Source organism: Clostridioides sp. LIBA-7602, assembly GCF_056688945.1.
This window is the reverse complement of sequence record NZ_CP196991.1, coordinates 3,889,013-3,914,581: the sequence shown is the minus strand read 5'-3', so window position 1 is coordinate 3,914,581 and position 25,569 is coordinate 3,889,013. Positions and strand designations below refer to the sequence as shown.

At 29.5% G+C, this 25,569-nt stretch carries 22 protein-coding genes and 1 riboswitch; of the genes, 16 read left to right on the top strand and 6 right to left on the bottom strand.

The features are described from left to right. Positions 1-318 precede the first annotated feature (318 nt). Entirely contained in the window at positions 319-3,009 is a 2,691-nt protein-coding gene (gene mgtA, locus ACTG45_RS18170) for a magnesium-translocating P-type ATPase (protein WP_479919537.1), read from the bottom strand. A 348-nt stretch (positions 3,010-3,357) separates the two neighbouring features. After that, positions 3,358-3,516, bottom strand: a riboswitch (M-box (ykoK) riboswitch). A 528-nt stretch (positions 3,517-4,044) separates the two neighbouring features. On the opposite strand from mgtA, the gene ACTG45_RS18165 reads away from it, so the two are divergent. The 3 genes from ACTG45_RS18165 to ACTG45_RS18155 all read left to right on the top strand — a co-directional run bounded on the left by ACTG45_RS18165 (position 4,045) and on the right by ACTG45_RS18155 (position 8,384). Next, positions 4,045-6,915 (top strand): EAL domain-containing protein, encoded by a 2,871-nt coding sequence (locus ACTG45_RS18165; RefSeq protein WP_479919536.1) that lies wholly within the window; start codon positions 4,045-4,047, stop codon positions 6,913-6,915. A 356-nt stretch (positions 6,916-7,271) separates the two neighbouring features. Next, positions 7,272-7,736, top strand: coding sequence for an Lrp/AsnC family transcriptional regulator (locus ACTG45_RS18160; protein WP_479920303.1), 465 nt, complete (start codon positions 7,272-7,274; stop codon positions 7,734-7,736). Between the two features lie 63 nt (positions 7,737-7,799). Next, positions 7,800-8,384: a DJ-1/PfpI family protein gene (locus ACTG45_RS18155; protein ID WP_479919535.1), complete on the top strand. Its 585-nt coding sequence runs from the start codon at positions 7,800-7,802 to the stop codon at positions 8,382-8,384. A gap of 4 nt (positions 8,385-8,388) precedes the next feature. Here ACTG45_RS18155 and ACTG45_RS18150 read toward each other — a convergent pair whose 3' ends face one another. After that, on the bottom strand, positions 8,389-8,712 hold the full coding sequence (locus tag ACTG45_RS18150; protein WP_021386281.1) for a winged helix-turn-helix transcriptional regulator: 324 nt from the start codon (positions 8,710-8,712) through the stop codon (positions 8,389-8,391). 151 nt (positions 8,713-8,863) lie between these two features. On the opposite strand from ACTG45_RS18150, the gene ACTG45_RS18145 reads away from it, so the two are divergent. Continuing rightward, on the top strand, positions 8,864-9,382 hold the full coding sequence (locus ACTG45_RS18145; protein WP_021386285.1) for a nitroreductase family protein: 519 nt from the start codon (positions 8,864-8,866) through the stop codon (positions 9,380-9,382). Between the two features lie 181 nt (positions 9,383-9,563). On the opposite strand, the gene ACTG45_RS18140 is transcribed toward ACTG45_RS18145, so the two are convergent. Then, a complete protein-coding gene (locus ACTG45_RS18140; RefSeq protein WP_479919534.1) occupies positions 9,564-10,232 on the bottom strand; it encodes a phenylalanine--tRNA ligase beta subunit-related protein in 669 nt (222 codons plus the stop codon). A gap of 114 nt (positions 10,233-10,346) precedes the next feature. Here ACTG45_RS18140 and pdxR point away from each other — a divergent pair, with 114 nt between their 5' ends. The 3 genes from pdxR (at position 10,347) to clpP (ending at position 13,028) form a co-directional block, all read left to right on the top strand. After that, positions 10,347-11,762, top strand: a complete 1,416-nt coding sequence (gene pdxR / locus ACTG45_RS18135; RefSeq protein WP_021386295.1) for a MocR-like pyridoxine biosynthesis transcription factor PdxR — start codon at positions 10,347-10,349, stop codon at positions 11,760-11,762. A 208-nt stretch (positions 11,763-11,970) separates the two neighbouring features. Beyond that, positions 11,971-12,447, top strand: a complete 477-nt coding sequence (locus ACTG45_RS18130; protein ID WP_479919533.1) for a helix-turn-helix transcriptional regulator — start codon at positions 11,971-11,973, stop codon at positions 12,445-12,447. After that, positions 12,444-13,028 carry an ATP-dependent Clp endopeptidase proteolytic subunit ClpP gene (clpP, locus tag ACTG45_RS18125; RefSeq protein ID WP_021386292.1) on the top strand — a complete coding sequence of 195 codons (585 nt, stop codon included), beginning with the start codon at positions 12,444-12,446 and terminating at the stop codon, positions 13,026-13,028. The genes ACTG45_RS18130 and clpP overlap by 4 nt, the downstream gene beginning before the upstream one ends. A gap of 192 nt (positions 13,029-13,220) precedes the next feature. Here the strand turns inward: clpP and ACTG45_RS18120 are convergent, their stop codons facing one another. Continuing rightward, positions 13,221-13,712: a DUF2284 domain-containing protein gene (locus tag ACTG45_RS18120; RefSeq protein WP_479919532.1), complete on the bottom strand. Its 492-nt coding sequence runs from the start codon at positions 13,710-13,712 to the stop codon at positions 13,221-13,223. Positions 13,713-13,990: 278 nt separating this feature from the next. On the opposite strand from ACTG45_RS18120, the gene ACTG45_RS18115 reads away from it, so the two are divergent. From ACTG45_RS18115 to ACTG45_RS18085, 7 genes are all read left to right on the top strand, one after another. Continuing rightward, positions 13,991-15,067: a glycosyltransferase gene (locus ACTG45_RS18115; RefSeq protein WP_021386280.1), complete on the top strand. Its 1,077-nt coding sequence runs from the start codon at positions 13,991-13,993 to the stop codon at positions 15,065-15,067. A 66-nt stretch (positions 15,068-15,133) separates the two neighbouring features. Continuing rightward, entirely contained in the window at positions 15,134-17,500 is a 2,367-nt protein-coding gene (locus ACTG45_RS18110; RefSeq protein ID WP_479919531.1) for an exosporium glycoprotein BclB-related protein, read from the top strand. Positions 17,501-17,673: 173 nt separating this feature from the next. After that, entirely contained in the window at positions 17,674-17,895 is a 222-nt protein-coding gene (locus ACTG45_RS18105; RefSeq protein ID WP_479917645.1) for a hypothetical protein, read from the top strand. Between the two features lie 621 nt (positions 17,896-18,516). Next, positions 18,517-19,626: an IS200/IS605 family element RNA-guided endonuclease TnpB gene (tnpB, locus tag ACTG45_RS18100; protein ID WP_479919530.1), complete on the top strand. Its 1,110-nt coding sequence runs from the start codon at positions 18,517-18,519 to the stop codon at positions 19,624-19,626. A 132-nt stretch (positions 19,627-19,758) separates the two neighbouring features. Then, on the top strand, positions 19,759-20,295 hold the full coding sequence (locus ACTG45_RS18095; protein ID WP_021386164.1) for a hypothetical protein: 537 nt from the start codon (positions 19,759-19,761) through the stop codon (positions 20,293-20,295). A 276-nt stretch (positions 20,296-20,571) separates the two neighbouring features. Beyond that, entirely contained in the window at positions 20,572-20,850 is a 279-nt protein-coding gene (locus tag ACTG45_RS18090) for a CD3324 family protein (RefSeq protein WP_479917643.1), read from the top strand. Between the two features lie 292 nt (positions 20,851-21,142). Next, positions 21,143-21,727: a DUF1062 domain-containing protein gene (locus tag ACTG45_RS18085; RefSeq protein ID WP_479917642.1), complete on the top strand. Its 585-nt coding sequence runs from the start codon at positions 21,143-21,145 to the stop codon at positions 21,725-21,727. A gap of 81 nt (positions 21,728-21,808) precedes the next feature. On the opposite strand, the gene ACTG45_RS18080 is transcribed toward ACTG45_RS18085, so the two are convergent. Together ACTG45_RS18080 and ACTG45_RS18075 are read right to left on the bottom strand one after the other, a co-directional pair. Next, complete coding sequence (locus tag ACTG45_RS18080; protein WP_479919529.1) at positions 21,809-22,636, bottom strand: prenyltransferase; 828 nt, start codon at positions 22,634-22,636, stop codon at positions 21,809-21,811. Positions 22,637-22,707: 71 nt separating this feature from the next. Then, a complete protein-coding gene (locus ACTG45_RS18075; RefSeq protein ID WP_479919528.1) occupies positions 22,708-23,337 on the bottom strand; it encodes a DUF3786 domain-containing protein in 630 nt (209 codons plus the stop codon). Between the two features lie 287 nt (positions 23,338-23,624). On the opposite strand from ACTG45_RS18075, the gene ACTG45_RS18070 reads away from it, so the two are divergent. Together ACTG45_RS18070 and ACTG45_RS18065 are read left to right on the top strand one after the other, a co-directional pair. After that, complete coding sequence (locus ACTG45_RS18070; protein WP_479917640.1) at positions 23,625-24,284, top strand: response regulator transcription factor; 660 nt, start codon at positions 23,625-23,627, stop codon at positions 24,282-24,284. Positions 24,285-24,495: 211 nt separating this feature from the next. Beyond that, positions 24,496-25,554, top strand: a complete 1,059-nt coding sequence (locus ACTG45_RS18065) for a lysylphosphatidylglycerol synthase transmembrane domain-containing protein (RefSeq protein WP_021386195.1) — start codon at positions 24,496-24,498, stop codon at positions 25,552-25,554. Positions 25,555-25,569: the final 15 nt, after the last annotated feature.

The window sequence follows — 25,569 nt, the reverse complement described above, 5'->3', positions numbered from 1 at the left end:
TTCCAGATTAACCTCTACACAACGCTTCATCGTATACATTTGTGTAGAGTTAAGTTTTCTAACAAGTTTAACTAATTTTATATAAATCATAATTATTCACATCCTAATCTTAATAGTAATTCTAGTTTATTTATATTTAAATTGTACTTTGTACTTTTGATATTATCTTATTTATTTAAAATATATTTTGCTAATTATAGCTTAAATCATGTTATCATAATACGTGATTATAGTCAACAAAAAAAGTTATTTTTATATAGTCACCTTGATAGCATAATAAATTAAAGTTTATATTATTAAGATGAAGGATAGTATTAGTTATAATAATTCTCCATATTTTTTTATAAATATCTTTTTTAATAGAGTTACCAATACCATATAAGATAAAATAGTAAAAATCAATCCAATAAAGTATATACTTGGAAGTGGCATCATACCAATAGCATGACCAAGGGATGTATAGGGTATAACAGTACCAATAACAATTCCCATTGTTGTAAAAAGAGTTAATTTCCATGAAGCTCGACTTTTAATAAATGGGATGTGTGGAGTTCTTATCATATGAATAACCAATGTTTGAGACCATAAAGATTCTATAAACCATCCAGCATGAAATAGAGATATAAATCCAAGCTGACCTGTAGTATCTAAGCTATGAAAACTTCCACCAAATACACTTGGGCATACTATAAAATACATTAGTATATATGTTGTAATATCAAATACTGAACTAGTTGGACCAATCCAAGTCATGAATTTGCTTATAGATGATGAATCCCATTTTCTTGGGACTTTTAGATAATCATCATCCACATTATCCCATGGAATAGTTATACATGAAATATCATAAATTAAGTTTAGTATTAAGATTTGAATTGGTAGCATTGGTAAAAATGGTAAGAATGCACTTGCTATTAATACAGAGAACATATTACCAAAATTAGAACTTGCAGTCATCTTTATATATTTTATAATATTTGCATATGTTTTTCGTCCTTCAATGGCACCTTGTTCTAGTACCATAAGGTCTTTTTCAAGTAGTATAATATTTGCACATTCTTTAGCTATATCAACCGCTGTATCTACGGATATGCCAACATCAGACTCCTTCATAGCAGCGGCATCATTTATGCCATCACCCATAAATCCAACGATATGTCCATTTCTACGAAGAGATGCAACTATACGAGATTTTTGTTCTGGAGAAATCTTTGCAAATATACTTGTATTTTCTACTATTTTATCAAGATTTTTATCATCCATGTTTTCTATGTCTGAACCAAGTAAGATATTTTCGATTTTAATGCCTACTTGTTTGCAAATATACTTTGTTACTGCATCATTGTCACCAGTTAGAACCTTTATATCAACACCATTTTTAAGTAGAGCTTTTACTGCATTAGATGTACTTTCCTTTGGTGGGTCAAGGAATGCAAGGTAACCTATTAAAACCATGTTACTTTCGTCAGAAACTGAAAATTCATCTACAGGAGAAGGGTTATTTTTCTGTGCAATTCCCAAAACTCTCATACCCTTATCGTTGTATTTAGAAACTATTGTAATAATTTCTTTACGTATTTCATCTGTTATCAACTGAATCTCACCTTTATACTCAACATGAGTACAAATTGACAACATCTCTTCAATAGCACCTTTTGTAATGAGCTGAGTTTTTCCAAATTTATTTTTAATCACTACACTCATTCTTCTTCTATTAAAATCAAATGGAATTTCATCAACTTTTGTATAATCTCTCCAAAGCTCTTGCATACCATTATCATTTGCATGGTCAATAATAGCTATATCCATAAGATTTTTAAGCCCTGTCTGATGATAACTATTTAAAAATGCATGGCGAAGAATTCGTTTATCTTCTTTTCCATGAATATCAAGAGAATATTCTAAAACTACTTTGTCTTTAGTCAAAGTTCCAGTCTTGTCAGTGCAAAGTATGTCCATAGCACCAAAGTTTTGTATGGAGCCTAAATCTTTAACAATAACTTTCTTCTTTGACATAGCAACTGCTCCCTTAGCAAGGTTAGCAGATACTAACATTGGTAACATCTCTGGTGTAAGTCCAACAGCTATTGAAAGTGCAAACAAAAAAGCTTCCATCCAATTACCTTTTGTAAAACCATTTACAAAGAGAACTATTGGAACCATAACAAACATAAATCTTATAAGTACCCATGAAACTGAGTTAACACCCTTTTCAAAACCTGTTATAGTTTTATTGTTTGTTATTTGCTGAGCCATAGAACCGAATACAGTACAATTACCTACTGAAATAACAATAGCTATGGCTGAGCCACTAATTATGTTACTACCCATAAATGCAATATTATCTAAATCAAGTATATTATTGGTAGTTCCTTTGTAGACATCAGAAAATTTTTCTATTGGCTCACTTTCTCCTGTAAGAGAAGATTGACTAACGAATAAGTCTTTACATTGTAATATACGTACATCAGCTGGAATCATATCACCAGCAGCAATATGAATAATATCTCCTACAACAATATCACTTAGTGGTATTTCTATTAATCCTTTAGACTCACGCATAACTGATATAGTAGTATTTACCATATCACTTAGGGCTTGTGCTGCTTTTCCAGAACGAGATTCTTGAATAAATTGTAGTAATCCACTTATAGCTACCATTGTCAATACGATAATGACTGTAGTTGCATTTTTATCAGTTGGCTTTGCTAAAATAACATCTGTGACAAAAGAAATTATAGCTAAAATAAAGAGTACAATGGTAAATGGGTTTACAAAAGCTTTTACAAATTTTTTTATCATTGAATTACCAGATTTTTGAGTGATTTCGTTATTACCATACTTGTCTCTCATTATATTAACCATTTTTTCAGAGTAACCATTATAAGAATTTTTATATTCATTTAATAAAATATAGTCTTTCATTATAGCTGAATCAAGTATACGTTCTTTTGAAGTTGAATTACATATAGTTTGTGTAATAAGTTTTTTATTTAATTTTTTTAACATGTCTGAGACCTCCTTAAATAGTTATCTATTTCTTGAAAATAAGGAAGTAAAGACATAAGTCTGTGACGAAAAACATCACTAGTTTTAAGTTTATTAAAAATAGGCAGAAGAAATAAGACGTACAAAATAGTACAATTCTTCAAATAAGTGACTACTTCGCTCAACAGAGCTTATGTTATTACTACTTCCTGCGTCCATTCTTCTCACCTCCAAAATTCAAAATATATAAATCTAAAATAAACATTAAAAAATCCCTTATCAAAGCATAAACAATGACAAGGGAATTAAACCTACAATAAAAACAACCAAGGCATAGAAAACCTAAGTATATTTATAATACAGTATAAAATGTTTAATCATCGTTCAAGCTTTAACTTCATAGGGCGATGAAATTGCATTAGATTATGCCTTGGAATCGACATAAACTGTTGACCTTCTCATAGTGTCTCCACTATTTTGCGGCAGCAACCCGTATCCCTATGGTAGCCTCACCTACCGAGATATTTAATTTCTATGAGATTATAATATATAAAAAAATATTTGTCAACATATAAAAAACTATATACAGTCAATATATTATATTACTTTGTCAAACTTATTGTTCTAAATCTTGCATTTGTATAATTACAAATATTTTTAATGTATGTCTTTTTTTATTAAAGTTGTATAACAATTCATTTCTAATAAAATCGTATAATCTATAAAAGCAATTAAGGCTATTAGCTTTATAATTTTGATAAGAATATACTATCTTTATGAAATATTACAACCTGTAGAAGCAGTTGAATACTATTGTTGAATTTTAAAGTATGTGCTAATATACATATATAATTGTTAGAAACAAAATGAATATAAAGTTTATATATGAAAGTATACATTTAAAGTAATAAGTAAGGATATATGTTTATTTATGATTATATAAATAGGTATATTTTGAATATAATGTCATTAGTAACATAATGTAAATAAGTATTGTTATTAAAATAATCGCAAGCAATTTCAACAAAAACTTTTTATAAAGGGGGAATTAGGTTTGTGTCAATTAAAAGAATTGCTTTTATAATTTCTTTAATTATCTGTATAATATTTGTGTATCTCCCAATACAAGCAATTGCTACATCAGAAAAGCGTGTTATAAAGGTAGGTTTTTTTGAGTTTGAAGGGTATCATGAGTATAATGAAACTGGGGATAGAAGTGGGTATGGATATGAGTATCTTCATGAGATTGCAAAGCATACTGGCTGGACATATGAATATGTATCTGGGACATGGGAAGAATGTCAAGCTATGTTAGAAAATGGTCAGATTGATTTGCTTACATCTGCACAATATACAAAAGAACGTGCAGAAAAATTTGATTTCTCAGAATTGCCTTTGGGGAGCAGTTATGCACGTATTACAGTAAAACATGGAAATTCAAAATATTTACCAAATGATTATCAAAATTTTGATGGAATAGTGATTGGATTACTTGAAAGTAATAGTAGAAATGAAAACTTAAAAAAATTTGCATACGAAAAAGAATTTAATTACACATCTAAATATTTTAAAAATCAAAAAGAGCTAGAAAGTGCATTAAAAAATGGAAAAGTGGATGCTATATTAACTAGTAGCCTAAGAACTGCTAAAGATGAAAATGTAATTGCTCAGTTTTCTCCATCTCCATTTTATTGTATTGTAAAAAAAGGTAATGCTCAATTGTTAGAAGAAATTAATAATGCTCTAGAAGACATAGAAATGGATAATCCTGCATATAAGTTTAATTTATATAGTAAGTATTATCAATCTAGTAATCAAAATGAGTTTATCCTTTCTAAAGAAGAACATAATTATTTAAAAAGAAATGATAGTATACGTTTAGTTAGTATGCCAGAATCATATCCATTATCATACTTAGACAACGGAAATTTTAATGGTATAATATCAGATATGTTTAGTTTAATTGTTAAGGACCTTGGTTTGAAGATAGACTATATAGAAACCAATTCATATAAAGAATCAATTAATATGTTAAAAGAAGGAAAAGCAGATGTTATATGTTTTTTTAATTCTGATTATGGATGGGCAGAACAGAATGGAATAAAAATTACATCTCCTTATATGGAATTGAACTACAGTGCAATAACTAAGAACTATAGGAATACTAAGTTTAATAATATTGCTGTTGTTGACAGTGATAAGTTTAATGATGAGTATATCAAAAAACGTTATAAAAAATCTAATATTAAAAGTTATAAATCTGAAAAAATGGCTATAAATGCAGTAGAAAGAGGCGATGCAGATGTAGCGTTTATAAATACATATTCTGCTGAAAACTATATACAAAAGGATTATAATAATTTAAAAGCAACCTTAGTTACTGATTATAAAACCAATATATCTCTAGGTGTTAGCCAAGATATAAATCCAGTATTATATTCTATTTTGGATAAAAGAATAAATTCACTTAATAAGGATGAGTGCTCTGAAATTATTGCAAAGTATACAATGTTTCAAAATTATGAAACTAGCTTATCTCAATTTGTTCATCAGCATCCAGTTCAGACAGTTTTAGTTTCTTTTTGCTTTTTCTTAATTATAATAGCTGCTCTTTCTTATATAATTGCAATTAACAGAAGACATTCAGTACATATTTTTGATTTAGCATTTAAAGATACAATTACTGGAATTTGGAATTACAATGGATTTGAAAAAGAAACGACAAAAATTTTGGAAAAACATAAAGGAAAGTCTTATGCACTGGTTGCTTTTGACATAAAAAAATTTGCTATAATAAATGAAAATTATGGTAGAGATTCTGGAAATATAATCATAAAAGAAATTGTTTCAGTACTAAAAAGGATTATCGGAGATACAGCCTTATTGGCCCATGTAAAAGCAGACCATTTCCTTTTTCTTTTACCATACGAGTTTAAAAAAGATTTGGAACTAACCCTTAACTGTATAAATGAAAATATCTCATATTTTGAAGTTAAAGGTTTTAGTATTAAAGTTAAGCCCAACTTTGGAGTATATAATATTGAAACTGAGAATATTGCTGTTACAAAGGCTATTGATTATGCTGAAATTGCTAGAAGAAAAGCAAAGGAAGGCAAGCTATCTATTGTATATTTTGATGATTCACTTAGAGAAAATCTTAAAAAAGAAAAAGAGATTGTTGACAGAGTAGATTATGCATTAGAAAATAAGGAGTTCCAAGTTTATTATCAACCTAAATTTGATATGAGAACAAATGAAATTATTGGAGCAGAAGCACTTGTAAGATGGAATCATAAAGAACTTGGTTTTATGAATCCAGCAGAATTTATTCCTATACTTGAAAAGAGTGGTGGTATTATAGAAGTTGATTTTTTTGTGTTGGATGAAGTATGTAGATTGACTCGTTTTTGGATGGATTCTGGAATTAAACCAATTTCAATTTCTGTAAATCAATCAAGAGCACATTTTCAGAGAAAAGATTATATAAATAGATTGCAAGAGTTGCTTGTTAAATATAATATACCTAGAAACATAATTGAACTTGAAATAACTGAAAGTTTGTTTGAAAATGATAGTATATCAAATGATATGATAAAAAAGATTAAGGAACTTGGATTTTTTATTTCTGTTGATGACTTTGGGTCAGGTTACTCTTCCTTAAATCTTCTCAACCAAGTTTCTGTAGATATTCTAAAAATAGATAAATCTCTATTAGATAATTCTAAAGGTGAAGGTAAGATTATAAGTAAAGTAGTTGAAATGGCAAATGACTTGGGTCTAGAAGTAATTTGTGAAGGTGTTGAAAATATGGAACAGGCGGAATTTTTAATGAGTATTAATTGTTATTATGCACAAGGCTATTTATATGCTAAACCTATGCCAAAGGATATGTTTGTTCAAAAAGTGGAAAAGTCTAAAGAGATATAGAAATTGTATAAGTATTTAAGTTGTTATAATAGTATATTAAAGATTACAATAAATAAAATATTTATGTATGATATGTAAAAATGAATGAAAATTAAATATATAGTAAAGGCACTTTATAAATTATGAAGTGTCTTTTATTATTGTAAAAATAAGTAGTGTATTATGAATAACAAAAAGAATAACATTAATTAAATCTTAGATAATCTTAGGTATGATGTATGATTTACTTTGAAAAAACTAAAATTTTAAGGTGAAATAATATAATTATATTAAATTTTATTGAAATAATTAAAATTATTTACTTAATATAACTTATTAGTTAGAATTATACTAAATAATTAAGGAGGTGAGTAGCGATAGATGAGATAGATTTAAAAATAATTAATTCTCTAAAGAAGAATAGTAGAGCCTCAACTTCTGAAATAAGCAGGCAAGTCAATTTATCAATACCAGCAGTATCAGAACGAATAAAGAAAATTGAGCAATCAAATATAATTCAAAAGTATACTATCCAAATCAATCGAGAAAAAACAAAATACAAACTTTTAGCTTTTATATTTATCAATACTGATTTATCTGAAAGTATGGAAGATTTTAAGCAAACTATATTGGAACATGAGACTGTATTGGAGTGTCATCATATTTCAGGAGAGTATGATTATTTGATAAAAGTATTAGCAGAAGATACAAATGACCTTGAAGAATTTATATCTGTGACATTAAAAAGAATCAAGGGAATTCAGAAAGCTAATACAACTATTGTTCTATCTACAATTAAAGAAGAAATTAATACATGTAAAAATATTTTTAAAATAGATTAATAGTTAAATGTTAATTACCTTATCTATATTTATTTTAACTAAATTTTAGGAGGAAAATATAATATGAAAATTTTAGTTTTTTTAGCAAAAGGTTTTGAAACTATGGAATTCAGCGTATTTATAGATGTTATGGGATGGGCTCGTAATGATTATGGTTGTGACATTGATGTAGTAACTTGTGGCTTTAAAAAGAAGGTTATGAGTACGTTTAATATTCCAGTATTTGTTGATAAGACTATAGAAGAAGTATGTGTTGATGATTATGATGCTCTAGCTATTCCTGGTGGTTTTGAAGAGTTTGGATTTTATGAAGAAGCATATGATATGTCTTTTTTAAATTTAATAAGAGAGTTTGATTTAAAAGAAAAGATAATTGCATCTATTTGTGTGGCAGCATTGCCAGTTGGCAAAAGTGGAGTTTTAAAAAATCGTAAAGCTACTACATATCATTTGAAAAATGGTCAAAGGCAAAGACAGTTAAGAGAATTTGATGTAAATGTAATTAATGAACCAATTGTTGTAGATAAAAATATTATAACTTCATATTGTCCAGAAACTGCTCCACATGTAGCTTTTAAACTTTTGGAAATGTTGACATCTAGAGAACAAATGGAGACTGTTAAACTAGCTATGGGATTTAAACTATAATGAGCTATAGATTTTCTAAGTAATCAGAACCCCAGTCACACATACAATCTAGAATTGGAATAATACTCTTTCCAAAATCTGATAGTGAATATTCTACTTTTGGAGGAACAACAGGATAAACAACTCTGATAATTAAACCATCTGCTTCTAATTCACGTAGCTGTTGAGTTAACATCTTAGGTGTTGCTTTAGGAATTAATTTTCTTAGTTCATTAAATCTCAATATAGTGTCTTTGAGATGCCAAAGTATAAGTGTCTTGTATTTACCACCAATCAATGCAAGTGTTGCTTCTATTGGACAACTATAATCACTAGAACATTTTTTCATTTTTAAGCTCCTTTTATATATTTTAAGTATCTTTTTAGGTACTATATTACAAAAAAGTGCATTATTGTAATATAAAACTATAGTGATAAAATTATAGCATAGGTTAAATGAATCATCAACTTAGCCTAATAAAATGATAGGAGGTAAGTAAATGAATTTTGTTGAACTTGCAAAAAAAAGATATTCTTGTCGTAATTATCAGGATAGAAAGGTAGAGAAAGAAAAACTTGAGAAAGTTTTAGATGTTGCAAGAATAGCTCCAACTGGTGGTAATCGTCAACCACAAAGATTAATTGTTATTCAAGAAAAAGAAGGTCTGAATAAACTTTCTAAGGCTGCCAATATATATGATGCACCATTAGCTATTATCGTGTGTGGAGATAAGGAAAAAGTTTGGACAAGACCTTTTGATGGGAAACAACTTACAGATATTGATACAAGCATAGTTACTGACCACATGATGTTACAGGCAACTGAACTTGGATTAGGAAGTGTTTGGGTATGCTATTTTAATCCAGATGTAATTAGAGAAGAGTTTAGCTTGCCAGATAATCTGGAAGCAATAAATATATTATTGATAGGATACGAATCTAAAACACCAGAAAGCCCAGAGAGACACGAAAAAACTCGTGTTCCTTTAAGTGAAATTGTTTCTTATGAAACTCTTTAGTCATAAAATCAGGTTATTTACATAATAAATGTCATAAAATATTTACTGTAAGTAAAATTCAAAATAAGTAATATCTACATGAAATTAACTTTAGTGAAGTGTATCTAGTTTTAATAAAAGATATACTTCACTAATTTATTTTTTAAAAATATTTATTAAATATGAAGGTTTTACGAATTAACTAAAATATATTTATTGAACTAACTTTTAAATCTGAAAAAGCACTTGAAATATAGTCTTTTATATCATTTAGATGGTCTTGAATTTGTTTTTCTGATATTCTATCAGCTCCATATACAAAATACATAATATTTTTAGTATCTTTTGTTATAGATGTTCGATTATCTGGTCCATTAAGAATACTGGATAATATACCAATGTTATCAGATAAAAATAAATCATACTTTGTTAAAACCTGTTCTTTTCTACCTATCCCATAAAAATGTTCACTACCATTTGCAATATCTATTCTCAAAGGTAATTCTATCTTATCAAAGTCATGCCCTGCTGTTAGAAGAAGGTTTTTTAATTCTGCTAAAAACATTGATTCAACTGTTATTCCTGCATCTGGAATACCTTTTGATTTTAATAAAAGAGATTCCAATTGAAGTAATACAGGGTAAGTTTTCTTAAATTTTTTATAATATTTTATATAACTTGAAATTGGTTCTGTTTTAATTTTTTCTTTACGATTGTACTCTGGGTGTTGTTCAATAATATTTTCAGTTATAGAGTTTTTAAGGAATAAAAAATTTTCTTTATTAGGATTTGAATATGTAATATTTATAACCATAACTCCGAATTTAATATTAGGATAAATTTCTTTTACCTTACTTGATATTTCTAGCATAATATAGACTCCTTTTTATTTTATATTTTATGATATAATCTTAGCAAGTTAAAAGTGGATTTTGTAGTTCCACTTTTATAGAAATTTTATAGAACCACTTTTGGAGGTATTAAAGTGTGGATTACAATTAATAGAAATAGCAACATACCATTATCGAGGCAAATTTATTGTAAGATAAAGGATATGATTTTGGATGGAAGCTTAAAGTTTGAACAAAAATTGCCATCATCTAGAACTTTGTCAAAAGAATTATCTGTATCTCGCAATACAGTTTTGGATGCATATAATCAATTGATTGCAGAAGGATATTTGGATACAAAAAATGGCTATGGTACAATCGTAGCTAAAGGGATATCAGGGTATAATGTTGGCTTTAAATTAAACTATACTTTTGAAAGTGCAGATAATTTGCACATCAATGAACAAAAAAATTGCATAGATTTTCGTTCTGGTATTCCAGAATTAAAACTATTTCCACGTAAAGAATTTTCAAAGCTATATAAACAAATACTATATGATTTATCAGATTCAGACTTTAGATATGGAAGTGTAGCTGGTGTATGGGAATTGAGGGTAGAAATATCTAAGTATTTATTTCGAACTAGGGGGATTAGATGTAATCCCCAAAATATTATGATTGTCTCTGGTTCAACACAAGGTTTATCCCTAATTTCCCAACTTTTATATAAAAATAATAAAAAGGTAGTTGTAGAAGACCCTATTCATAAAGGATTATTAAAAGTTATTTCATCTATTGGATATTCAGTTGTTGGAATTAAAGTAGATGATAAGGGTATGAATACTGATTTAATAAAATCGGTAAAAGACATTTCTTTTGTTTATACTACGCCTTCTCACCAATATCCGTTGGGAGGCATTTTACCTATTCAAAGAAGGTTAGAGCTTATTAAATGTGCAACAGATAATAGTTACTATATAATTGAAGATGACTATGACGGTGAATTTAGATATGAGGGACCACCAATTAGTTCTCTTTATGAACTTAATCCAAATAAAGTAATTTATATAGGCTCTTTTAGTAAAATATTATCTCCAGCTATTCGTATCGGATTTATGTTACTACCAGACAATATGCTAGAGAATTATAAAGTTTTAAAAATGTACTCTGATGTTCATACAGAAACAATATTTCAGTATGTATTGGCTGAATTTATTAGAAATGGAAGCTTAGAAAAGTATATTTTTAGAATGAAGAAGCTATATAATAGAAAACGTAAACACCTAATTGAAGTATTAAATACTGAGTTTAAAAATGAATTTAAAATAAAAGGTGAGGCAGCAGGTCTTCATATAGTTGTTCATTTTTATAATATTAAGTTTACAGGAAGCTTGATTAATAAAATTTTTGAAGAAAACATAAAAGTTTATCCTATACAGCAGTATGCAATTAAAAATACATTAGAATATGACCATGAAATTATACTGGGTTATGCTCATCTTAGTATTGATGAAATTGAAAAAGGTATAAAAATACTCAGTAAAATAGTACATATGAAACAAGATATATAGATAGAATCTATAGCGATTTATATAAGATGCAATCAAGTTGAAATTTTAATAATAGTATTATATTAATGATATCTATTATTATTTTTATGTTGGAATACTTAATATTGTGTTGTGGATATTTTGTAACTATTAATTAAGTTAAGATAGCAATTTATATTAAGAAAAAAGTTTTTGCATAAGTTATAATACTTAAAAGGAGATGATGAAGTTGAAAACAAATACAGATGTGATTATGGAAATCATTGATTATATAGAAGAAAATCTTACAGAAAATTTAAATTTAGATAAGATAGCAGATATTGCTAATTATTCAAAATATCATTTGCACAGAATGTTTACAAATATTGTAGGATGTACTATTCATCAATACATACAGAGAAGGAGACTTACTGAAGCAGCTAGACAACTTATATTTACAGATAAATATATTATAGACATAGCTATTACAGCAGGATATTCTACACATCAATCATTTACGCTAGCATTTAGAAAATTATACAAAGAGTCTCCACAAGTATATAGAAATAAAGATGAATTTTATCCTATACAACATAGATTTGTTTTAAATCTAAATCATCAAATCCAAAATACAAAATGTATTTCTTATACAAGTATTAATTGTGAACAAAGAAGAGACGAAATCAATTCTTATTTTAATATTAATTGCGAGGTGAAGGTAGCATGAATTTAGTACCACATGTAATTGAACAAACAGGTCAAGGGGAAAGGTCGTATGACATATATTCGAGATTGTTAAAAGATAGAATTATATTTATAGGAGAAGAAATTAATGATGATATTGCAAGTCTAGTAGTAGCTCAATTACTGTTTTTAGAATCAGAAGACCCAGATTCAGATATAATTATATATATAAATAGCCCTGGTGGCTCTGTTACAGCAGGATTTGCTATATATGATACTATGCATTATGTTAGATGTGATGTGTCAACTATTTGTATTGGTATGGCTGCAAGTATGAGTGCATTTTTACTTGCAGGAGGAACAAATGGAAAAAGATGTGCTTTACCTAATGCAGAGATTATGATTCATCAGCCGATGGGTGGAGCTAAAGGTCAAGCAACAGATGTAAAAATAGCAGTAGATAATATGTTAAAAACAAAAGAAAAATTAGATAGAATTCTTTCTGAAAATACAGGAAAATCAATAGAAGATATTAGAAGAGATACAGACAGGGACAATTTTATGACTGCACTAGAGGCTAAAGAATATGGACTAATTGATTATATAATGAATAAAGAAGAGTAGAAAGCTGATTTTAGAATCTAATCTATAGTATATAGATACTAAAAAATAACCATGTTTATTTAAACATGGTTATTTTTTTTTAGAAAAAGAAACTTTTCTTGGGATTATAACCACACTGGTTAATATTTGTACAAAGATTTATTATAAATACAAACTTTATACTATTAAAATAAAAATAAAGTATTAACATGTTTAATCAACTAGCAATAAACCAAAATGATTTTGAATTTCTCCTTTTTTTCGTAAAGTATTTATTTCTAATCCATTTGACCTTACTGTAGCAAATACGTCAATGCCACAAGCTTCCATTGATGGAGCCGTTTTGTTAGGAAAATTACAGGTAGCAGAGTTACATTTGGCGCACATTGTGCAAGGTCCACTTCCAAAAGCAATTACTTTATAATATCCATCTAAAAATAGTTCTCTTGCAAGTTTGACAGCTAAAGGAGTGACAATACTCATTTCATGACATCTAAATAGAATAGCTTTATCATAGCAATCTATTATTGCTTGTGTCTGTTGATATGTTGGTACATTAGGTGGACAACAATGGCTATGCCCAAATGTATTACAACCAAACTGGCACTTGTAAATTGTCCATGCTGCTGTGAGAATCGTTTTAGGGTCTATTGAAATAGCAATATCTGCTCCATTAGATTTTAATGTTTCAAAGTATTTTTTCATAATTTGCCTCCAATAAAAAGTAGTTTAATTTTTTGTACTATGAATGAATAAATTTAACAATTTCTTATGATTATAATAACTCAAAAGTATATATCAAACAAATTAAAGTATTAGAATTCTGAATTCAATAGAAATGAACTATAAAGTAAATATTGTAGATAGAGTTATATACTGTTTTTTTGTCGTTAAAAATTTCTGAAATTTCAATAACAAATTAAAGAGAAATACCATATATTACTTATGTCTGTAATATATAGAAGACAAAGGAGTTGTACATTATGATTACAATAAGTTTGTGTATGATTGTTAAGAATGAAGAAGAGGTTATAGGAAGATGTTTAGATTGTGTAAAGGATATAGTAGATGAAATTATAGTTGTAGATACTGGTTCTACAGATTCCACAAAAGAAATAGTCTCAAAATATACAGACAAGGTATATGATTTTAAATGGATAGATGATTTCTCTGCTGCAAGAAATTTTTCATTTTCTAAAGCTTCTAAAGACTATACAATGTGGCTTGATGCAGATGACATAATTTTAGAAGATGATAGGAAAAAATTATTGGAAATTAAGGAAAGCTTAGATACTTCCATTGATATTGTTATGGCAAAATACAATGTCTCCTTTGATGAAAACGGCAAACCAACTTTATCATATTATAGAGAACGATTATTTAAAAGAAGCTCTAATTATAAATGGGTTGACCCTATTCATGAAGTGATACCTCTTGTTGGAGAGATATTCTATTCTGAAATTGCAATATCTCATAAAAAACTACACAGACAGGACCCTCTAAGAAATCTTAGAATATTTGAAAAAATGATTTCAGAAGGTAGGGTATTAGAGCCAAGACATCAATTTTATTATTCAAGAGAGCTGTACTATAATGCGAGGTATGAGGAAGCAGTAGAAGGTTTTACTAAATTTTTAGATTCATCTAGAGGGTGGATTGAGGATTGTATCAGTGCTTGCAGAGATTTAGCCACATGTTATTACTTAATTAATGATGAAAAAAATGCCTTATATTCTTTATTTAGAAGCTTTGAATTTGATGAGCCAAGAGCAGAAGTTTGCTGTGATGTAGGAAAGCACATGTTTGATAGACAAAAATATAAAGAGTCCATTTTTTGGTATAAGGTAGCACTAACAAGAGATAAAAATGATACTAATGGAGGATTTAAATCGAATGATTGCTATGGATATATACCATATATACAATTGAGTGTTTGCTATGACAGATTAGGAGAAACAGATAAAGCTATTTATTGTCATGAAAAAGCAAAAGAAATTAAACCTAATGATAGTGCTATTTTGCACAACGAAAACTATTTTAATAAGTTAAAAAATAAGTGATAAGTCACAATAATACTAAATTTGACATATTATATATAGAGCTTAAAAGCTCAAATATATTAGGAGGTGCTTTTAATAATGAGTAGAAATAAATATTTTGGCCCATTTGATGATAATGATTGCAACAATAACTATGATGATTGCAATGGTGGTCATGATAATTATAATAGCTGTGATTGTCATCATGGATGTCCACCATCTTGTGTAGGACCAACTGGTCCAATGGGTCCAAGAGGTAGAACAGGAGCAACGGGACCAACCGGACCAACTGGTCCAAGAGGTCCAGGAATAGGATCAACAGGTCCAACAGGCCCAACAGGTCCAACAGGAAATACAGGAGCAACAGGAAATACAGGAGCAACAGGATTAAGAGGTCCAACAGGAGCAACAGGTTCAGCAGGCCCAACAGGTCCAACAGGAGCAACAGGATTTGGAGTAACAGGTCCAACAGGAGTAACAGGAGCAACAGGAAATACAGGAGCAGATGGAGTAACAGGCCCAACAGGCCCAACAGGAATAACAGGAGCAAATGGAATAACAGGACCAACAGGAGCGACAGGAGCAACAGGAATAGGAATAACAGGCCCAACGGGCGCAACAGGAGCAACAGGAGCAAATGGAGCAGCTGGAGGGACAGGAGCGAATGGAGCAACAGGAGCAACAGGAACACCTGGGTCAACAGGTCCAACAGGTCCAACAGGCCCAACAGGAGCAAATGGATTAGCAGGTCCAACAGGTCCAACAGGGGCAACAGGAACACCTGGAGCAACAGGAGTAACAGGCCCAACAGGAGCAACAGGAGACACTGGTGCAGATGGAGTAACAGGTCCAACAGGGGCAACAGGAGTAACAGGAATAGGAATAACAGGCCCAACAGGTCCAACAGGAGCAACAGGAGTTGGAGTAACAGGAGCAACAGGATTAATAGGTCCAACAGGAGCGACAGGAACACCTGGAGTAACAGGTCCAACAGGAGCAACAGGAGCAACAGGAATAGGAATAACAGGTCCAACAGGAGCAACAGGAACAACAGGAATAGACGGAGCAACAGGAGTAACAGGTCCAACAGGAGCAACAGGGGCAACAGGAGATGCAGGAGTAACAGGTCCAACAGGAGCAACAGGAGCAACAGGAATAGGAATAACAGGAGCAACAGGTCCAACAGGTCCAACAGGAGTAGGAGTAACAGGGGCAACAGGATTAATAGGTCCAACAGGAGCAACAGGGGCAGACGGAGCAACAGGTCCAACAGGGGCAACAGGAGCAACTGGAACAGCAGGTCTAATAGGTCCAACAGGAGCAACAGGGGCAACAGGAGCAGATGGAGCAACAGGCCCAACAGGAGTAACAGGAGCAACAGGGGCAACAGGAGCAGATGGATTAGTAGGCCCAACAGGAGCAACAGGAGCGACAGGAGTAGGAATAACAGGTCCAACAGGAAATACAGGAGCAACAGGAGTAGGAATAACAGGAGCAACAGGAGCAACAGGGGCAACAGGCCCAACAGGAGCAGATGGATTAGTAGGTCCAACAGGAGCAACAGGAAATACAGGAGCAGATGGAGTAGCAGGTCCAACAGGAGCAACAGGGGCAACAGGAAATACAGGAGCAGATGGAGCAACAGGTCCAACAGGAGCAACAGGAAACACAGGAGCAGATGGATTAGTAGGTCCAACAGGAGCAACAGGAAACACAGGAGCAAATGGAGCAACAGGAGTAACAGGCCCAACAGGAGCAACAGGGGCAACAGGAGCAGATGGAGCAACAGGGGCAACAGGAGCAACAGGGGCAACAGGAGCAGATGGATTAGTGGGTCCAACAGGAGCAACAGGAAATACAGGAGCAGATGGAGTAGCAGGTCCAACAGGAGCAACAGGGGCAACAGGAGCAACAGGAAATACAGGAATACCAGGAGCTAGTGCAATAATACCTTTTGCATCAGGTATACCACTATCACTTACAACTATAGCTGGTGGATTAATAGGTACACCAGGATTTGTTGGTTTTGGTAGTTCAGCTCCAGGCTTAAGCATAATTGGAGGAGTAATAGACCTTACAAACGCAGCAGGAACATTGACTAACTTTGCATTCTCAATGCCAAGAGCTGGAACAATAACATCTATTTCAGCTTACTTTAGTACAACAGTAGCACTTTCACTTGTTGGTTCAACGATTACAATCACAGCAACACTTTACCAATCGACTGCACCAAATAACTCATTTACAGCTGTTCCAGGAGCAACAGTTACACTGGCTCCACCTCTTACAGGAATATTATCAGTTGGTTCAATTTCTAGTGGAATTGTAACTGGATTAAATATAGCAGCAACAGCACAAACTCGATTCTTACTAGTATTTACTGCAACAGCTTCAGGACTTTCATTAGTTAATACTGTAGCAGGATATGCAAGTGCAGGAATTTCAATAAATTAGATTAGATAATTAAAAAAAGGCTTCTAGTATCTTATTGATATTAGAAGCTTTTTTAATACTGATAGATAAACATAGTTTTAATATTAATTGTTGAGCATAATATAAAGTACTATAATATAATATAAAATAAATAACATTAAATTTTAAATGGAAAGTTGTCTAGGGGGGATATTGTGAAAAGTAAGATTGAAACATTAATGAATAATTTTGTAAAAGAGTATTATAAATTAAATAATATAACTACAAAATGGCAAGAGCTTTTATTTGCTTATGCATCTGCTGAAGATGATATGTTTCAGAAGCTAAAAATTGCTGTAGGAACATCTCATGCTATGCCAAAAGATTTTTTGAAAGATGGTAAAACTATAATTACATATTTTATACCTTTTGATTAAAAAATAGCTACGCACACTTGTGATTTTAGTCGTGAGTTAGTAGCTAAAATAGTCAGCATATAGGGAAACGTATATGTAGAGATAGGATAGAACCTATCCAATACTACTTGAATTGCTGGAAACCCCTAAAGCTAACCAAACTAAAACATAAGGATGAAATAAACCTAAGTGTGAAAGTTACGAAAGTAGAAAAAATTGGTTAGATGGTATAAGGTTAAACCCTAAGTACTTTAAAATGGGCAATCAGCAGGTAAACTCCGAATAGGAGAAACTTCAACGACTATTCCTCTTGAGGGAAGTACACTACAAGCTATCGGTAGTGGAAGTGGGTAGACCTTAACGGATAATGCCGAAGGATAAGATATAGTCTGTGCTTGCATGAAAGTGTAAGAAGTTCATAAGAGAACTGCATAGGTAGTAGCGAACTTATGTGAACGACAACCTCAAAAATGATAAAAGTTAGGACTTACGGTTCTTAAATATGTTATTTAAAAATAAATATAAAAAACCTTCCAAATAATTGTTTTAAATAATTACGTTTGTTAATATTATAATGGGTGATGAAAAATAGAAGTTACTCGGATATGTATATTAATAATCATAAAAAACAATTAAAGTGAGGTGATAGTAGTGGAAAAAGCTTATAAGTTTAGAATGTATCCAAATAAAAAACAGCAAGAGTTAATTAACAAAACTTTTGGATGTTGTAGATTTGTATATAATAAATATCTTGCTAAAAAAATAGAAGTTTATGAAAACGATAAAGAAACTTTTACTTATAAACAGTGTAGTTCTGATTTGACCAATTTAAAAAGAGAATTAAAGTGGCTTAAAGAACCTGACAAATTTTCACTACAAAACACCTTAAAAGATTTAGAAAACGCATATAAAAAATTCTTTAAGGAAAATACAGGATTTCCTAAATTTAAATCAAAAAAAACTAATAGATTTTCATATAAAACTAACTTTACAAATGGAAATATTATGTACTGTAGTCAATATATAAAATTACCTAAACTTGGTATGGTTAAAGTAAGGGATAAACAAGTACCTCAAGGAAGAATACTTAATGCTACAGTATCCAAAGAACCAAGTAGTAAATATTATGTATCACTATGTTGTACTGATATAGAGATTGAAGCATTTGAAAATACTAATAATCAGATAGGTTTAGATTTAGGAATTAAAGAGTTTTGTATCTCAAGTTGTGGAGAATTTATAGAAAATCCTAAGTATCTTCAAAAGTCATTAAACAAACTTGCTAAATTACAAAGAGAATTATCGAGAAAAACAATTGGTAGTTTAAATAGAAATAAAGCAAGGTTAAAAGTTGCAAGACTTCAAGAACATATAGCTAATCAAAGAAAGGATTTTCTACAAAAACTATCTACCAAATTAATACGAGAGAATGATATTATTTGCATAGAGGATTTACAAGTAAAGAATATGACTAGAAATAGTAAACTATCTCGCTTAATTTCTGATGTGTCATGGTCAGAATTTATTCGTCAATTAGAATATAAGGCTAATTGGTATGGTAGACAAATTGTAAAAGTAGGTAAATTCTTTGCAAGTTCACAAATATGCAATAAATGTGGGTACAAAAACGAGGAAATGAAGAATTTAAGTATAAGAGAATGGATTTGTCCTTGTTGTAATGTAACTCACGATAGAGATATAAATGCAAGTATAAATATACTAAAAGAAGGATTAAGACTAATAACAGTTTAAAATAGATAACTTATGTAAGAACCGTAGGAACTACGGGGATAGCCTGTGGAGAATTGGTAAGACATATTTTAGTATGCGAAATTCTATGAAACAGGAACCCTGTGACTTTAGTCATGGGAGGTTCAGAAAAGTGTGAATAATAGTAATATTGGGGGATTTGAATGTTCAGAAGTTTGGGCAAGGGCATATGTAGAAACTAATAGATTAATTTCAGATCTGAATAATTTTTTATGTGGAGAACTAGAGAAGATAGGATTTAACTCATATGCCATTCCTGGGTCATATAATTTTGATAACAATAAATTAGTCAGTGATTGGTCACAAAGACATGTAGCATTCATAGCAGGTCTTGGAACTTTTGGCCTAAATAATATGCTTATCACAGAAAAAGGATGTTGTGGAAGAGTAGGAAGTATAATCACAAGTTTAGAATTAGAGCCAACTAAAAGGCCAGAACAAGAATACTGTTTGTATAAACAAAATAACAGTTGTAAAAAGTGTGTAAGTAAATGTGTAAAAGGAGCTTTAAAAGAAGATGGATTTGATAGAAAGAAGTGTTACGAGATGTGTATGCTAAATGAAGCTAAGTATTCCTATATAGGTGGATGTGATATTTGTGGGAAATGTATAGTTGGTGTTCCTTGTTCAGTAATAAATCCATTAAGATAAAGAGCTCACATTAATTAACGATTCTAATTATATCTGTAATAAGTTACAAGAATAAATAAAGTATAAAGTATATATAAATAATTTATATTGATTGACAACTATTTATGCTATTGCTAGACTTATATGTATCGCTGTGATATATAAGGAGGGGTGAGAATTTATGTTTGATTTAATCTTTATTTTTGCATAGCAAGGGCTATTGCAAATATAAAATTTAATATATAAATAGCCCTTTGCTATTCCTAATAAAAAATTACTATTTAATAGGAGAGCAAAATGAGCTATAAAAAAGCAATACATATACTACCAGAAGAATTACTTGAGTTAATACAAGAATATGTAGATGGAGAATATATCTATATTCCTAGAAAATACAATAATAAAAAAGAATGGGGAAGTAATACATCTACTCGTTCAGAATTATCAACTAGAAATATGCAAATTTACGAAGATTATCAAGTTGGACATGACTTAAAATACTTATCAGAAAAATATTACTTATCTTTGAAAAGTATTCAAAGAATTGTATTACAAGAAAAAAGAAAAGATGTTTAAGAATGAGCTAGTATAGTTTTATAACTATACTGGCTCATTTTCTTTTGATAAAAGTGTTTGAGGTATAGTTTCTTTTAAGTGGATGATATAATTTAAGTAATTTCAATAACTTATACAAAAGCTAACAAAGCTAGTTGTAAAGTACCTAATAGTAAGCAATAGCTTTTTATATGTGTGAAATTAAAATTTATTAAAATTAGGAGGTCTTGTTTTGAAAAAAATACTTGGTTATATTCCACCTTTTCATAACTTTCTATTAGTTTAATAATCTTATAGAAAGGAAATTATGTTTATGCAAGAAATTACTTGGGAGGTGAAATATATCTCCCAACTACCTGTAATTAGGTACTGTAAAAAATGTGGAAAAAAGGCTGAATATATTTGTTCTGGTTTATTTAGAGTTAATGCTCAACATAAATATTTGGATATATGGCTAATATATAAGTGTTCAAATTGTGATTCAACATGGAACTCAACTATATATTCTCGTGTTAATCCAAAAAATTTAAATCAAGAAATACTAGAACAATTCCATAAAAATGATGATAATCTTGTTGAGCAATATGCTATGAATGCAGAACTTTTACATAGAAATGGAGCAGAAGTTGGTATTCCAGAATATAAAATAGTAGGTCAAGGAATTAACATTAATGACCTTACACAAGTTAGAATTGTTAGTAAATATCCATCTCAGCTAAAGGTATCAACATTATTACGTGAGAAACTAGGTTTATCTAGGAAGAAATTTGATGAAATGTTAGACTGTGGGGTTATTAAAAGTATATCTGGAGTTGATTTAAAGAAAATCAAATTAAATTATGAAATTATGTTAGAGATAGGTAAGGAGAAGCAGAAGTCTTCAAATTTACTAGAATAACTAACTTAATATATTTTCTATTATTACATCTTTTAAAAAATAGTGGCTATGAAAATGAAAAGCCACTATTTTTGTATATAACTATTCTCTTTCTAGATTTTTTAAGATTTCATAGTAGTGTGTTGTAGCCTGTGTACTTGGCTTACCTTTTTTACAGAAAGATAATTTTGATAGTTTGGGAACTACACGCTCAACCACAATTTTATTATCTATTATTTTAGATTCAAGTGTTTTTAACGCTTCTAGAAATCTCTTATCCTTTTTTGCACTATTGTAAAATGATAAAACATAGACATAAAGGAATAGATTATAATTACGAAAAGGATATTCAACTTGCATAAATAATGTGCCAATTCCATAATGGCAAGGTCCAATTGGTTTTTTTATAGTCCAATGATTAAGTAAAAATTCTACAGCTTTGTCAAGCTTTGACTCTTTATTTAAATAATCACTAAAACGAAATGCGTTTAGTATATTAAGTGTTGGAAGAGGATTTGAATATTCAGTCTCTGGACCTCTACCAAAACTAAATTTATTGCAACGCCATCCACCATCACTATATTGTGTATCTAAAAAATGCTGAAACGTTTTTTGTATCCTAGTGTCAAATGCATATCCCATATGACAGAGTACATTAGCAGCATGACAAGGGTAAATACCTCCATTTGGATATAGTTTAAAACGTCCATCTTCTCTCCAAGTACTAAATATTAATTCAGCACATTCTTTAAGCAAAGTATCATTAGGATTAACTCCCAATTCTAACAAGTAAAGTATACTATCAAGAGTGGAGAAAGGGGAACCTTTTATTAAACGTTTATCAGGTGTAGTCCAATAGTCTGCACCATTATCATGCCTGTGTGATAATATTATTTCAATATCTGATAAAGATTGATTTTCTACATTCATGTCTTTGACTCCATTTCATATTACATTTTAAATGAATCTATAAGAAGTTTTATTATGATATTAATTGATATTTATAATTTCTTTATTTTACTTAGAATTACATCTATAGCTGTGTCAGGAACAACCGCTAAGTCTTCTGCATTAAAGTAATAAATTATATTAGAATCAAATAATATATTTGAATTTGGAGGGAATTCATCATCTCCAAACCAAAGTATAAATATCATAGACGTATTACCCATATATGTAAACTTATAAGCTAAATCGCCCATGTTTACTTTTTCAGCTCCTATACTTTCCATAACTAACTTGTATTTGTCTATTTGAGATGCAAAAACTTCTGAAAGTCTAGAGAGGGTCCTATTTAAAAAGTTTGGATAGTAAACATTACCTCCTGGTACTTCTTTAAAAGTTACATATTTATTAGTTCTAGGAATACCTTTAGCATTGATTAAGTATCTAATTATCAAAATTTTAAGCTCAAAATTTTTACAAAGGTCATCATTACCATTCCAAACTTCTCCACTTGGATAGTCTATAATATATTGTCTATCAAAAAAATTTAGTGTGAATTTATTTGAATTACTGTTGAAAGGTATATTGCTTAATTTACTAATTGTATGAGGGTCTAATTCTTTAAATTTTTCTCGAGCATAGTCAAATGGAACATTATAATTACTTTTTGTTAATTTTTCATCCATGATTTTTTCCTCCAATTTAAATAATTAAAGATATGTTAATAAGAAGTTTTCTTATTATTGATTTTATTACATATTTAAAATATTACAACTATAAATTTTGATATTTAAGCGAATATACGTAAAATAAATATAAAGTGCTTGAAATATAAAGTTTTTGTATCTAAAATATTTTATTTGTAAAATATTAAGCAGTTATTGTAATCTATAATATGAGAGTATGATAGTTGATATAAATTTGTAAAAATATGCATTAAAATGTTATTGAACACATAAAGGGAGGAGTTAGTATGTCTAAGATACTAGTAATAGATGATGATTTAGATATGTTAAAGCTAATTGAAAATGTATTAAAAAGAGATAGACATGAAGTAAAAGTAATTAGCGATGTGGAAAATGCTATGGATATCAATTTTAATTCTTTTAATTTAATAATATTAGATGTAATGATGCCTAAGATGGATGGTTTTGAAGTATGCAAAGCTATAAGAAATAAGGTTGATTGTCCAATACTGTTTTTGACAGCTAAAAATATGGAAAGTGATATTATGTATGGTCTTGGTATAGGAGCAGATGATTATATAACAAAACCTTTTGGTATAGGAGAATTAAGAGCTAGAATAACAGCTCACCTAAGAAGAGAAAATAGAGAGAAAAAAAATTTATTAACTATATCAAATGTTCAATTTAACTTTTTAGGAAAAGAAGTTTCAGTTGATGGTAAAAAAATCAACTTTACTAAGAGTGAATATTTAATATGTGAATTTTTAGCAAAAAATAAGGGGCAAGTATTTTCAAAAGAAAGAATATATGAGTCAGTATATGGTTTTGATGGAGAAAGTGATATAAGTGCTATTACAGAGCATATAAAAAATATACGAAGCAAATTAAAACAATATAACATATATACAATAGAAACTGTGTGGGGTATAGGGTATAAATGGGTGTAATAAATGGAAGTGTAATTTAGTGAAAATATTATATATATCTACAAAATGTTTGTAAAATATTAATCTATATATTAAAATTTAATTTATAGATTAATATTTTTTGTGAATGACAAAATTGTAAGGTATTTTGTTATAAAATATTAATATTCGTAGTGTATACTAATAATAAGGTATTTGGTATTAAATCTTGAGAAAAGGACGGTTATCTTTAATGGATAAACTAAAGAATATTAGAAAAAGTTTACTACAGTATACATTTTTATTTTTACTAATAGGTATAACGATTTATCTAGTGTTTAAAACATTAGACATTAAAATGTTATCAAATGTTATAGTTATGGTAGATAAGAAATTTTTATTTATAGGTGCTTTGGCAATAATGTCTCATATAATGCTTGAAGGAGTGGTAATGAAGATAATTATAGAAAGCACCCACAAAGTTAATATTAGATTTATTGGTTTTAAGCTAGCCATTATGGGATTTTATTATAATTTAATAACTCCATTTGCCTCAGGAAGCCAGCCAGTGCAGATATATGTACTTAAAAAATGTAAAATGCCACTTAGTAAGGCAAGCGCAGTTGTTACCAATAAATCTATTATTTTTCAAATAGTAGTTACTTTTTATTGTACAATACTTGTTCTAATGAATTTTGCTATGTTAGAAAAACAGATGAAAGTGATTATGCCTTTAGTCTTTTTAGGGATAGCTATTAACTCATTTGTCTTAATTATGATAATATTAGTTATTTTAAATCCTCAAAAAATAAAATATTTTATGAGAGTTTCTATAAAGCATTTAACAAAAATTAAATTTTTGAAATTTTTAGATAATAAGGTTGACTCTATAGAAAATTTTATAGATGATTATAGTAAAGCGATAAGTTTTTTTGCCAAGAATAAAAAAGTGTTAATTTTAACTATAATAGTAACTTTTATTCAATTAAGTGCTTACTTTAGTGTTTCATTTTGGATATACAAAGCATTTAATTTACAAGGTTACAGTTATATCTATATATTAACACTACAAGCATTTTTATATATGGCAATATCCCCAATACCAACACCTGGGAATGTAGGAGCTAATGAACTAGCATTTTTCACTATATTCAAATCAGTATTCCCTCAACCGTTGATGGGATATGCGGTATTTTTATATGGTGGATTTATGTACTATTTGATTCTGATTGGAAGTGGGATATTTACTGTAATCACTCACTATAGAATGAAAAATAAGATTGGCAGAAATGTCGTTTTAGGTGAAAATTAAATAAATTTAAATAAG